The organism is Aeromonas rivipollensis, from assembly GCF_037811135.1.
In the GTDB taxonomy this organism is placed as follows: domain Bacteria; phylum Pseudomonadota; class Gammaproteobacteria; order Enterobacterales; family Aeromonadaceae; genus Aeromonas; species Aeromonas rivipollensis.
The window spans coordinates 828399-840622 of sequence record NZ_CP149130.1; the positions used below are offsets into that span (position 1 = coordinate 828399).

Below are 12224 nucleotides of genomic sequence, written 5' to 3' on the forward strand. Positions count from 1 at the left end.
CCTGGGGCGGCCTTGCTCTACAGCTAATTTATGCGCCGACCAGTTCCAGCGCGTCGTGGGCGATGACCCACTCTTCGTTGGTCGGGATAACCAGGGCCTTGGTGGAGCCAGCCTTGGTGATCTCGCCACCCTTGCCGAAGCGTGCCTTCAGGTTGGCGTCGTGGTCGACGTCAAAGCCCAGCAGGCCCAGCTTGTTCAGGGTGATCTCACGGATCGGGGCGGAGTTCTCGCCGATGCCGCCGGTGAAGACCACGGCATCCAGACGACCGTCCATGGCGGCGGCGTAGGCACCGATGTACTTGGCCAGACGGTAGCAGTACACGTCCATGGCGCGCTTGGCTTCTTCCTTGCTGTCGTAGTTGTCTTCAACGAAACGGCAGTCGGAGGTGACTTCGGTCAGACCCTGCAGGCCGGATTCCTTGGTCAGCATGGTGTTGATCTCGGCGACGCTCATGCCCAGCTTGTCGTGCAGGAAGAAGATGATGGCCGGATCGATGTCACCGGAACGGGTACCCATCACCAGACCTTCCAGCGGGGTCAGGCCCATGGAGGTGTCGACGGACTTGCCGTTCTTGATGGCGCAGACGGAACCGCCGTTGCCCAGGTGGCAGTTGATGATGTTCAGCTCTTCGACCGGCTTGTTCAGCTGCTTGGCGGCTTCCAGGCTGATGTAGTAGTGGCTGGTGCCGTGGGCGCCGTAGCGACGGATGCCGTTCTCTTTGTAGAGCTTGTACGGCAGGGCGTACAGGAAGGCTTCTTCCGGCATGGTCTGATGGAAGGCGGTGTCGAACACGGCGACGTTCTTCTCGGCCAGCTCAGGGAAGACCTTGAGGGCGGCACGGATGCCGATCAGGTGAGCCGGGTTGTGCAGCGGAGCGTAAGGAATGGCGGCTTCGATACCGGCGATCACGTCTTTGCAGATCCGCACGGAAGAAGTGAATTGCTCGCCGCCGTGTACCACGCGGTGGCCGATGGCAATCAGGTTCTTGGACAGTTCAGGGTTGAGCGGCAGGATCTTGTGGACGATGTAGTCCAGTGCTTCCTGGTGAGCGGCACCGGCACCCAGATCGGCACTGCCCTTTTCGCCGTTGAGCTTCCACTTGATGCGGGCGTCGTCGAGGTTGAAGCACTCGGCCAGGCCGGACAGCAGATCATCACCGGTGGTTGCGTCAATGACAGCAAACTTCAGGGACGAGCTGCCACAGTTAAGAACAAGAACCAGCTTACTCATGAATAAATCCTATCGCAGATTGGGTTGGGTTGGAGGATGCGCCGGACGCGGTGCGCCCAAAAACTATCAACTTATCCTTATGAGGGTTGGCAATCTGTTGCTTGCCCCTTGTATAGTGATACAAGACCCGGAATTCTGACGTCCCTGACAGGCCAGCAGCAAACCACTGGCGTAAAAATTGGGCGTACAAAGGATAACCTGATTGTTGAAAAATAACAAAGTCATCCTCAACCTTTGTTATTGCCTCTCAAATATTGTCGAGGTTTTGCCGTTAATACGTTCAAAAAGAGCTCGGAGGTAGTATGAGCATGAACATTTTTGGAACTAAATTACAGCAAGGCCGTCATTATATGACTCTTTGGCCGCGCCGTCCCGAGCTTAATTCCATGTTCCCGGAGAATCGGGTGATCAAGGCGACCGAGTTCGCCCTCAGGGTCATTCCGGCGCTCGCCGTGCTCAGCGTCATGCTGCAGTTCCAGTTCGGCGAGCTGCACTACTGGCCCTCCGTCATGGCCTCGGTGTTGTTCCTGCTCAGTCTGCCGTTGCAAGGCTACTACTGGCTCGGCCAGCGTGCCGATACCCGGCTTCCTCCCTCCCTTGCCAACTGGTACAGGGAGATCAACGGCAAGATGAACGAGCAGGGGGGTCATCGTCAGCTGGTGGCCCGACCCCGTTACGAGGAGCTGGCCGACACCCTCAACGCCGCCTTCAAGCAGCTGGACAAATCCTTCCTCTACGAATAGCCCCGGCAGGGGAGCAAAAGGCGCCACCAGGCGCCTTTTTCACATTCAGGCGGCCAGTACCTTGCTGATCTCCTGGATGGATAGCTTGTACTGACGGGGGCACTGACGCCAGGCCGCCAGCATGCGCTGGTACTTGTCGCGCATGGCGATGTCGCTGGAGAGCTCGTCACAGGGGCACGGCAGATCGGGGAAGCGCTTGTCCACCTCCAGCAGGAAGCAGACATAATCCGCCAGTTCCCGCTCCTGGCTGCGGCTGTAGCCGTTGAAGGCCAGGCGACTCTCGTTCACCTCGGCCCGGGTACCGGCGTCGAGGTTGCCCCAGGAGATGGCCAGCGCATGATGCAGCTCCAGGGTGTCCAGCACCTCCTGACAGGTGGCGAGATCCAGGTGGCCGAAGCTCTTCTCCAGTTCGAGGATCTGCAGGCAGTAGCCACGTTCGACTATGGTGCTGGCCCGCTGGTAAAACGCCGCCTTCTCCGGATTGAGTTTGGCCAGGATCTCGTACTGATTGCTCAGGATCAGGCGTTCGGTATGGCTCATGTTCATGGGCTGTCTCACTGGAAAATGAATCTGGGGCCACGTTAACCCATATCCAGGATGAATTTTTTGATCTGATAGGGGAGGTTGGCGAGAAAAACGGGGAGGAGGGCGCAACAGGGGCGCTGCTGTTGGCAGGAGATTCCCGGCTCTTGCGCGGCAGAACAGGGGGCAAATGATCAGGGCCTGCATCTGCAGGCCCTGTTGTCGTCTCTGAACTGGCGGGGGTCAGCCCTTGACGAGGTCGAGCACCACCTGATGGTGATCGCTGGTCTTGAACTTGTCGAAGCGGTGGGCCACCTTGCCCTCCTCATCGATGAGGAAGCTCAGTCGATGGATGCCGTCGTACTCCTTGCCCATGAACTTCTTCGGGCCCCAGACGCCAAAGGCATCGGCCACGGCGTGATCCTCATCGGCCAGCAGCCGGAAGTTCAGGTTGTCGCGCTCCTCGAACTTCTTCAGGCGCTTGGCCGGGTCCGGGCTGATGCCGAGCACCACCACGTTGAGAGCGGCCAGTTCGGCATTGACGTCCCGCAGGCCGCAGGCCTGGGTGGTGCAGCCCGGGGTCATCGCCTTGGGATAGAAATAGATGAGCACCTTCTTGCCCCGCAGGGAGGACAGACTGACCTGCTGACCATCCTGATCGGAGAGGGAGAAATCGGGGGCCTGAGTACCAACTTGTAGTGGTTGCATGGGGTCTCCTCGGATAAACGCCGTCAGGCGTATTTGTGATTGACGATGAACTCGAATGACTCGGCACCCAGTTCACGACAGAAATCGGCGAAGGCCGTTTTCGAGTCGGCCGCCTCGCCCTGCTTGGCCTGATTGAGCTGGAAATTGGCCTTGAGCAGGTTGAAGGGTTGCTGCTCGAGGGTGACGGTCTGCATGGCCTGGATATCCCAGCCGTGATCGCTGAAGAACTGGGTGCACTGGCTTACGATGCCCGGCTGATCCCGGATCAGCACCTCGGCGCTGGCGCTGATGTCATATTGCAGGGAGTGGTGGCGCTCGGTGCGCTTCATCATGGTGATGAGATCCCACTCCTGGCTGCGCAGGGGGAGGCTTATCTCAAGCTGCATCAGGCTGTTCCAGTCACCGGACAACAGCATGATGAAAGTGAATTCGTTACCGAAGATGCCAAGACGGCTGTCGACAATGTTGCAACCGCAGCCACTGACGTGACGGGTAACCTCATTGACGATGCCAGGCCTGTCCGTGCCGATGGCCGTTACGACCAGGTAGTGAGTCATAAATCGTCTCTCGTCCATTTATTGCGAATGCGGTGAGAGCGAGCGCCTGACGGGCATGACACCCTGCTCCGGGCTCTCTCCTGCCCTCGTGCATCCATACGTTTTGTGGCGGATGGTAACACGGCTTGTCCCTTGCCTCCCTTGTTTTTCAAAAGGGGCAGCTTTACCATTACGCCCCTGAAAATCGGGAGAAATATCCATGTTACGCGGTAGTATTGTTGCGCTCGTTACCCCCATGCTGGCCTCGGGTGACATCGATTGGACCAGTCTGGCTGCCCTGGTGGAGTATCATGTCGGTGCCGGCACCAGTGCCATAGTCGCGGTGGGCACCACGGGAGAGTCGGTCACCCTGAGCGAGTCGGAACATATCGCCGTCGTGGAAAAGACCGTCGAGTTTGCCGCCGGTCGCATTCCGGTCATCGCAGGTTGCGGCTCCAACAGCACTGCCCATGCCATCGCCCTCTCCCGGCGTTTCGCCCAAACCGGCGTGGTGGCGGGCCTCTCTGTGACCCCTTATTACAACAAACCCACCCAGGAAGGTCTCTATCGTCACTATTGTGCGATCGCCGAGGCTAGTGGTCTGCCTCAAATTCTCTATAATGTGCCCGGTCGCACCTGTTGCGATCTCAAACCGGAAACCGTGGCGCGTCTGGCCAAGGTTCCCGGCATTATCGGTTTGAAAGAGGCGACGGGTGATTTGAGCCGCACCCCGCTGCTGCGCGAGTTGTGCGGGCCGGATTTCGCGCTTTATAGTGGCGATGATGCCAGCGGATGTGATTTTATGCTGCAAGGGGGCGATGGCGTCATTTCGGTCACCACCAATATTGCGGCGCCCCAGATGGCCGACATGTGTCGTGCTGCGCTGGCCGGTGATGCCGGGCAGGCTCATGACATCAACAATCGATTGATGCCGTTGCATCAGACTCTGTTCTGCGAACCGAGTCCCATCCCGGTGAAGTGGGCCTGTGCCCGCCTGGGATTGATGGCGACGGCGATCTTGCGCCTGCCGCTGACCGACCTCACCCCCGAGGGAGAGCAGGCGATGGCGCGAGCACTGACGACTGCGGAGTTGATGGCGAGTGTTTAAAGCAAATGGAAAGGGAAATGCAGTGCGCCTGGTGCTGAGTGTTGCGACTGTTGCCGTGTTGGCAGCCTGTAGCTCACCCCAGGATCGCAAGATGGCCAACCGTGGCTTCGAGTATGAAGAGAGCCGCCTCGAAGGTCGCGCCTTCCTCGTGCCCGCCGGGTTGAGTACCCCCGCCTTTAACAGTAATTTCGACATTCCGGCCCTGCCGGAGAGCAGCCGCGAAGGTGCCATCGGCGCCAAGGTGGACGTGCGTCCGCCAGCCCAGCTGCTGACAGTGGTCCCTGGCAGCCAGGTGGTGACCAAGGCCAGCGAACCTACCCTGGCCTTCTATGCCCTGAGCACCAGCCAGAGCGTGGAGCGCGATACCTGGGCCTTCCTGATGAACTTCCTGGCCCAGCACAAGGTCACCACAGAGAAGCTGGATCAGCAGGCCGGCGTGTTGCAGACCGGCTGGTTTGACAACTCCGCCGCCCTCGATGGCTGGGCGGAGGAGGACGACGACTTCCGCATCCGTCAACGCTACCAGTTCACCCTCAGCAACGACCAGCAGCGTCATGCCGTCAACATGTCGGTACGGGTGCTGGAGCATGAAGAGACCATAGACGGCGAGACCAGCACAGTGCTGACCCCGGCCGATGCCCAGCGCTATGCGACCCGGGCACTGAACCAGTTCTCCCTCTACTACGACAAGCAGCTCAAGGCCCGCGAACAGCACAAGTCCACCGATGGCATGGGCCTGGAGCTGGGTCTGGACAACAACGAGCTGAGTGCCTGGATCGCCGATGGTTCCTTCGAGCAGGTCTGGCGCCGTCTCAATCAGGTGTTGCCGGCCTACGGTTTCACCATCAAGGATACCCAGCAGTCCCTGGGCTGGATCGACGTCGAGTATGACGAGCCCAATGCCGAGTTCTGGAAGGCCAAGGGGGCCGAGCCGTTCAAGCTGGAGGAAGACCAGTACCGCTTCCAGCTGGGTGAGATGGCCGGGGGCAAGACCTCCATCACCCTGTTCGACAAGGACAAGAAGCCGGTCGCATCCGGTGTCATCTCCCAGATGTATATCAGCCTGTCCGAGGCCTTTGCCAAAGGCGTGGCCGATCAGGCCGCTAAGGCAGAATAGAAACAGGGGCCTGGTGCCCCTGTTTTGTTATGTGGAATTCGCGCAAAGGGCCCTCTTGGGAGCCTGCCCCGGCAGAGGGGCCTAGCGCTGTTTAGCTGAATGAATCCCTCGTAGACAGGAGCCTGATGCGCCTGTCTTGTCAGTCCCACAACAGGAAGTGTTATTAGCCATGAGTCTTGCAGATCAAGTATTGGCGGTGAATGACGATTTGCCGATCCGTACCGATAAACCTGTCCATTCCGGCAAAGTGCGCAGCGTCTACTGGTTGACCCCCGCAGACAGTGCCCGGCTCATAAGAGAGAAAGGCTATGATGTGCCCGCGGATACGCCGCTCGCCCTCATGGTGATCAGCGACCGCATCTCGGCCTTCGACTGCATCTGGCAGGGTGTGGATGGCTTGAACGGTGTGCCGGGCAAGGGGGCTGCACTCAATGCCATCTCCAGCCACTGGTTCAAGCTGTTCAAGGAGAAGGGGTTGGCGGACAGCCACATCCTGGATATCCCGCACCCCTTCGTCTGGATAGTGCAAAAGGCCCGTCCGGTGATGATCGAGGCCATTGCCCGCCAGTACATCACCGGTTCCATGTGGCGTGCCTACAAGGACGGCGAGCGCGAGTTCTGCGGCATCCGTCTGCCGGAAGGGCTGAAGAAGGATCAGAAGCTGCCCGAGATCCTCATCACCCCCTCCACCAAGGGGATCCTCAAGGGGTTGGATGGCGTGCCGGAAGCGGACGATGTCAACGTCTCCCGCGCCGACATAGAGCGCCACCATCAGGCCTTCGGCTTCCGCTCTCCGACGGACATAGACAGCTATGAAGCGCTGCTCAAGGACGGTTTCAACGTCATCAGCGAGGCCCTGGCCGCGCTGGATCAGATCTTCGTCGACACCAAGTTCGAGTTTGGTTATGTCCAGGATGCCGCCGGTCGCGAGAAGCTCATCTACATGGACGAAGTGGGTACCCCCGACAGCTCCCGCATCTGGGACGGCGCCGCCCTGCGCAATGGCGAGATCGTCGAGAAGTCCAAAGAGGGCTTCCGCCAGTGGCTGCTGAACCACTTCCCGGATCCGGACATTCTGCTCAACAAGAACCGCATGCCGGAACGCTTCGCCCTGGCCCGGGATAACAAGTTGCCCACTGAGGTGATGATGGACATCTCCCACACCTACGTGGGGATCGCCGAGAAGGTCATAGGCCACAAGCTGGTGCGCAGTGCCAATCCCAAGCAGGAGATTATCGAGGTGCTGCGCGAGCAGTACGGTCTGATCGACTGAGGCTGACCGCTTTTTTTGCCGCCGGCGCACAAACGTTTGCCGATGGTGAGGGCAGCAAGCCGACAAACAGACGGGTCCCGTGACGGGGCCCGTTTTTATTGGTGTCTGGCAGTGAGAGAGAGCGGCCTCAGCCATTGACCCGGAAGATCTGGCCGGTCTGCACCCCCAGCACCGACTTCTGGTAGGCCTGCGCCACCCTGGCGGCGGGCACAGGCACGAAGCCCGGGAAGAAGTTGGCGTATTTGTCCATGGACTCCTCCAGCACTGTCGGGCTCACCACGTTGATGCGCAGCCCCCTCGGCAGTTCGCAGGCGGCCCCCTTCACGAAGTGCTCTATGGCACCGTTGATGGTGGTTGCACTGACTCCCCAGTTGATGGGCTCCTCGCTCAGTATGCCGCTGATGAGGGTGATGGAGCCCTTGTCGTTGAGATAGGGAATGGCGGCCCGGGTCAGGTTGATCTGGCCCATCAGCTTGCTCTGAAGCCCCAGCTGCCACTGCTCGTCCGTCATCTCGGTCAGGGCGTTGAAGGCGACGCTGCCGCTGGCGACCACCAGGGCATCGAACCGGCCTATGCCCGCAAAGAGGGCGGCGATGGAGGCGCCATCCGTCATGTCGACGGTGGCATCCCCCCGGCTGTGGCCGACCCGGATTACCTGGTGGTCTCTGGCAAGCAATTCGCTGACGGCGGAACCTATGGTGCCGGAGGCACCCACAATCACAATTTTCATTTTGGTCACTCCTGATGGGGGTGTGTTGATGATAGCTGGATGAAAAAGGAGAAAAAGCGCTTAACATAAACCCATTGTTTCCATATTGGAGCTAATGGATGGACATCGCCCATCTGAGCAGTTTCTACGAGGTGGTGCAGCGGGGCAGTTTCTCCGCCGCCGCCGATGCATTGGGGGTGAGCAAGGGGATGCTGAGCCGCCACGTCAGCGCCCTCGAATCCGCCCTCAATGCGCAACTGTTGCAGCGCACCACCCGTCGCCTCAGCCTGACCGAGGCGGGCAGGACCCTCTATGTGCAGGCGGGTCAGATAGCCGCGCTGGCCCGCCAGGCGGAGCAGGACATCCAGGCCCTGACCGAGGAGGACAGCGGTCGCCTGCGCTTCACCTGCCCGGTCAGCACGGGGGATCGCATGGTGAGCGAGCTGCTGACACGCTTCGCCGAGATCTGCCCTGGTGTCGAGGTGGAGCTCAACTTCACCAACGCCATGATCGACATGAGCCAGGGGGAGAATGACATCGCCCTGCGCGCCATGGATCAGGTGCCGGACAACCTGGTGGCGTTGCCCCTCGGGCAGCTGAAAGACGTGGTGGTGGCGAGCCCAGCCCTGCTGGCCCGGGAGGGGCTCCCCGCCACCCCTTATGAGCTGGGAGGGCGCCCCTGCCTGCTCCAGGGGCACAACCCGGCCTGGGAGCAGTGGCATTTTCGCAAGGCAGGGGAGGAGGCCCACATCCTGGTGCAGGGGAAGGTGCGGGCCAATCACTACAGCACTGTGCTGCAACTGGCTCGCTCGGGCATGGGGTTTGCCAAGTGCCCGCTGATGCTGGTGGAGACGAGTCTGGCCAGGGGAGAGCTGGTGGCGGTGCTGACGGACTGGCAGACGGCCCTGCACCCGCTGCACGTGCTCCATGCCCAGCAGCGCCGGGTGCCGCGCAAGATACGGCTGTTCAAGCAGGTGCTGGCCCAGTGGTTTGCCGAGCGGCCCCACTACCTGCTCTGAGCCCGTTATTTTTCTGTCATCTTTGGCTGCTAGCCTGCGCCCATCATAGCGAGCAGAGAGAGACAGGGAATGAAGGGTCATCAGGGTTGGGTTGGGATCATGTTGCTGTGTGCCGGTTCGGTGCAGGCCGAGGTCAGGGTCGAGGTGCCCGGGGATTTCCAGATCCTGGCGGTGAGCGACGGCAAGGTGCAGGACGAGCAGCATGGGGTGCTGGCCGACGGGGCGCAGCAGTTGCTGGTGCGCTATGAGGGGGTGATCCCGAGTCGCAACAGCAGCGACAACGATCGCCGGATCCGCTCCGAGCCCCAGGTGATCCGCTATGAGGCCCGCGGCCAGTCGGTGCGCCTGCAGGCCACGGTGCCCACCGACGAGAAAGGCATGGAGCGCTACGCCAAGACGCCGGTCGTGAGCCTGCTGGCGGGGGATAAGCCCCTGAAGGTGCAGCAGGATGCCCTGGTGGTCAACGGCATGCAGATCGGCATGGACTGGCACGCCAGGTTGATGGAGTACAACCGCGGCACGGGCAAGGCGGTGCTGGCGACCACGGCAGCGGTGACGGCGGCCCAGGCCCCTTCAGTCCCTGCCAGCGAGCTGGAGGGGCAGTTGCAGCAGCTCTTCCTGCAGGCGGACCCCGAACTTCGCAAGCGCTTCATCGGTTGGGCCGTGCCCCGGCTTTAAGTTTGCCCCCCGTTGCAGTAACGTGGGCACACTCATCTCCTGACGTGCCCATGTTGACCAGCGAGGCCCCATGTTTGAATTGCATCCCCGCCTGCAGGCGGATACCCAGATACTCGGGGATCTTCCCCTTTGTCGCGTGCTGCTGGCCAAAGACAGCCAGTATCCCTGGCTCATCCTGGTGCCCAGGGTTCCCGGGCTGCGGGAAATCCACCATCTGCCTCCCGAGCAGCAGCAACAGCTGATGCAGGAGTCCTGCGCCGTCGCCACCCTCATGGAAGAGGCACTGGGCCCCGACAAGATCAACGTGGCGGCGCTCGGCAACCTGGTGCCCCAGCTGCACCTGCACCATGTCGCTCGCTTCAGCTCGGATGCCGCCTGGCCGGGTCCCATCTGGGGAGCGCACCCCGTTATCCCCTATCAGGCACTAGATTTGCGACAGCAGGCCGATAACTGGCGAGCCCGGTTGGCCACTCTGGGTGGATTTCAGCCGTTTCTGACTGACAATCCGGTCAAGTGAGAGGCGGCTCGCGGTTTCAACACCGGGATCACGCAATCTGTTAGCGTATCGGACGCGCGCGTGATGACATGGGCGGTGAGACAGACAAGCCTATTTTTTCGATCAGCAGGAAGGTTCCATGATAGTAACAAGATCCGAGGATGATGCCGTATTGACCACAGAGGACGTGCTGCTGAGCCTGTGCAATTCGGTGACGAGCGTATTGAGTGCGGCGACCCAGACCCAGGTGCGCTTCTCCGGCATGGTGCAACGGATCAGCAAGACCTGCCTCAAGCCGGACATCGGCTGCTTCGTGCTGTTCGACGGCGGCTTCTCCGGACTGGTGGTGATCAACTTCTCCGCCGCCGCTGCCATGGAGCTCTACCAGAGCTACATGCTCAGCATGGGGCTCTCCAAGGAAGATCTCGCCATCTCCCACACCTCTGACGAGGTGAGCAACGTCATGGGCGAGCTGATGAACCAGATCGTCGGCAGCTTCACCGGCAAGGTGGGGCGCGAGCTGCAGACCCACATCACCCAGAACCAGCCCAAGATGCTGGCCCTGAACAAGCAGGTGATGCTGAGTGTCGACACCAACCTCGACAACCCCGAGACCCGCAGGGTCACCTTCTTCACCGCCAGCAACAACATCTTCTATCTGGAGCTGGCCATGGACAGGACAGAGTTTATCCGGATCCACGATGGCGGAGTGCAGGAGGAGGTCGATCCGGACGAGCTGATCGCCCAGGCCAAGCTGGCGGCGACCAAGCCGGCCCCGGCGGTCGCCCCGGCGAGCAACGAGCACGACGATCTGCTGGACTCCCTCGGCATCTAAGGCAGTCAGGAAGCGGAAAAAAACGAGGCCACCCCCTGGGGTGGCCTCGCTGTTTTCGACAGGGCTCGGCTTAGAAGTTGTAGAGCAGGCCGGTGCTGAAGCGGGTGGCCTGGGTATCGTAGAAGTCGATATCGGAGTCGGCGCCGGAATAAGCCGCCGTGAAGGTCGCGGCCAGGGCCTTGACCCCGAACAGGTTGTGCCAGAAGAAGGTGCCGTTGATGGCGAACTCGTCTGCATCCGCACGCTGGCCGAACAGGGGATTCGCCTCGTCATACTTGCGCTTGCCGGCATAGAGGTTGCTGACGATGGACCATTGCGGACCCCGCTTGGCGTAAGTCAGCTGCAACCCTGTGTTGTCGAAGCTCTCGGCGCTGCCATCCAGCCTGGCCTGCTTGTAGAGGATCGCCGGCTCCAGCAGCTGGTTGCCGCCGAAGTGGAACTGGTAGGAGAGCGCCATGTCGTGCACCTTGCCGTTGCGATCCAGCATGGCGGCATAGTTGGTGCCGTGGGTCTGGTCATACTGCTGACCGCTGCGCTCCTCGTCCAGATCCACTTCCCGGCTGGTGAGGGTGCCGTAGAAGTTGCTGCCCCAGATCTTGTCCCAGGCAAAGCGCACTCCCTTCGACTTCACGTCGGTCGAGCTGCGATCCACGCCGGTGGCGAAGGGATCACTCCACAGCTCCACCGGTATGGCGTTGAACACCAAGGAGGTGGCCACTATGCCCTTGTCGCCCATCTCCTGGCGCAGACCCAGCTGCTGGGTGAAGTCGAAGCGCACCGCATCCTGGATCAGGTTGCCGAGGAACACCTGGGTGCGGGTGTCGGCGAAGGTGTAGCGGATGTCGGCGTTGATGAGCGGCGTCAGGCCGCTCTCGCTGTCGGGAGAGCCGAGGTCGTTGATTCGACTGTGGTTGTCATCGCCGGCGTAGAAGTTGGACTCGTAGCTGACGACATTGACCCCGCCGAGCAGGAAACCGGACCAGCCGGACTCTCTGGGGATCTCGCCAAGATCGGCGTGGGCGGCATTGGCGGCTAGCAGACCAAGACTCAACAGGACATGATTGCGCATGGGGTGTGCTCCTGACACAAGGGAGGACAAGGGTGGCAGTGCGGCTCGGGATCCTTTGCTGAACCGGAGCTGACTGACTCAGGCGGGCATGCTACCCCAGTCGGAGTGTGACGTTAATCAATAATTTAAGGTGCAAGGGGCAAGAGTTCAGGGCGCCGTACTGGTATTCTGTTTGCGCAA

14 protein-coding genes are annotated in these 12224 nt (G+C 60.8%); 8 read left to right on the plus strand and 6 right to left on the minus strand.

Annotated elements, in window-relative coordinates; translation table 11 throughout:
- Positions 1-28 precede the first annotated feature (28 nt).
- Complete coding sequence (locus WIR04_RS03960; RefSeq protein WP_025328158.1) at positions 29-1231, minus strand: acetate kinase; 1203 nt, start codon at positions 1229-1231, stop codon at positions 29-31.
- A 302-nt stretch (positions 1232-1533) separates the two neighbouring features.
- On the opposite strand from WIR04_RS03960, the gene yfbV reads away from it, so the two are divergent.
- Complete coding sequence (gene yfbV / locus WIR04_RS03965; protein ID WP_025328157.1) at positions 1534-1974, plus strand: terminus macrodomain insulation protein YfbV; 441 nt, start codon at positions 1534-1536, stop codon at positions 1972-1974.
- A gap of 45 nt (positions 1975-2019) precedes the next feature.
- Here yfbV and WIR04_RS03970 read toward each other — a convergent pair whose 3' ends face one another.
- The 3 genes from WIR04_RS03970 to WIR04_RS03980 all read right to left on the minus strand — a co-directional run bounded on the left by WIR04_RS03970 (position 2020) and on the right by WIR04_RS03980 (position 3761).
- Positions 2020-2520, minus strand: a complete 501-nt coding sequence (locus tag WIR04_RS03970) for a YfbU family protein (RefSeq protein WP_338890637.1) — start codon at positions 2518-2520, stop codon at positions 2020-2022.
- A gap of 219 nt (positions 2521-2739) precedes the next feature.
- A complete protein-coding gene (bcp, locus tag WIR04_RS03975; RefSeq protein WP_025328155.1) occupies positions 2740-3204 on the minus strand; it encodes a thioredoxin-dependent thiol peroxidase in 465 nt (154 codons plus the stop codon).
- Positions 3205-3227: 23 nt separating this feature from the next.
- Entirely contained in the window at positions 3228-3761 is a 534-nt protein-coding gene (locus tag WIR04_RS03980; RefSeq protein WP_025328154.1) for a glycine cleavage system protein R, read from the minus strand.
- Between the two features lie 199 nt (positions 3762-3960).
- Here WIR04_RS03980 and dapA point away from each other — a divergent pair, with 199 nt between their 5' ends.
- The 3 genes from dapA (at position 3961) to WIR04_RS03995 (ending at position 7238) form a co-directional block, all read left to right on the plus strand.
- Positions 3961-4848: a 4-hydroxy-tetrahydrodipicolinate synthase gene (dapA, locus tag WIR04_RS03985; RefSeq protein WP_338890639.1), complete on the plus strand. Its 888-nt coding sequence runs from the start codon at positions 3961-3963 to the stop codon at positions 4846-4848.
- Positions 4841-5965 carry an outer membrane protein assembly factor BamC gene (bamC, locus tag WIR04_RS03990; protein WP_338890641.1) on the plus strand — a complete coding sequence of 375 codons (1125 nt, stop codon included), beginning with the start codon at positions 4841-4843 and terminating at the stop codon, positions 5963-5965. Before dapA ends, bamC begins: the two co-directional genes overlap by 8 nt.
- 169 nt (positions 5966-6134) lie before the next feature.
- Positions 6135-7238, plus strand: a complete 1104-nt coding sequence (locus tag WIR04_RS03995; protein ID WP_338890643.1) for a phosphoribosylaminoimidazolesuccinocarboxamide synthase — start codon at positions 6135-6137, stop codon at positions 7236-7238.
- Positions 7239-7365: 127 nt separating this feature from the next.
- Here the strand turns inward: WIR04_RS03995 and WIR04_RS04000 are convergent, their stop codons facing one another.
- Positions 7366-7968: a short chain dehydrogenase gene (locus WIR04_RS04000; RefSeq protein WP_338890645.1), complete on the minus strand. Its 603-nt coding sequence runs from the start codon at positions 7966-7968 to the stop codon at positions 7366-7368.
- A 98-nt stretch (positions 7969-8066) separates the two neighbouring features.
- Between WIR04_RS04000 and WIR04_RS04005 the strand changes: the two genes are divergently transcribed.
- The 4 genes from WIR04_RS04005 (at position 8067) to WIR04_RS04020 (ending at position 10975) form a co-directional block, all read left to right on the plus strand.
- A complete protein-coding gene (locus WIR04_RS04005) occupies positions 8067-8966 on the plus strand; it encodes a LysR family transcriptional regulator (RefSeq protein ID WP_307765917.1) in 900 nt (299 codons plus the stop codon).
- A 69-nt stretch (positions 8967-9035) separates the two neighbouring features.
- Positions 9036-9644 (plus strand): DUF2057 domain-containing protein, encoded by a 609-nt coding sequence (locus WIR04_RS04010; protein WP_338890648.1) that lies wholly within the window; start codon positions 9036-9038, stop codon positions 9642-9644.
- Between the two features lie 70 nt (positions 9645-9714).
- On the plus strand, positions 9715-10161 hold the full coding sequence (locus WIR04_RS04015; protein WP_338890649.1) for an HIT domain-containing protein: 447 nt from the start codon (positions 9715-9717) through the stop codon (positions 10159-10161).
- 118 nt (positions 10162-10279) lie between these two features.
- Complete coding sequence (locus WIR04_RS04020; RefSeq protein WP_025328146.1) at positions 10280-10975, plus strand: DUF3334 family protein; 696 nt, start codon at positions 10280-10282, stop codon at positions 10973-10975.
- A 70-nt stretch (positions 10976-11045) separates the two neighbouring features.
- Here the strand turns inward: WIR04_RS04020 and WIR04_RS04025 are convergent, their stop codons facing one another.
- Complete coding sequence (locus WIR04_RS04025) at positions 11046-12044, minus strand: DUF2860 family protein (RefSeq protein ID WP_338890652.1); 999 nt, start codon at positions 12042-12044, stop codon at positions 11046-11048.
- Positions 12045-12224: the final 180 nt, after the last annotated feature.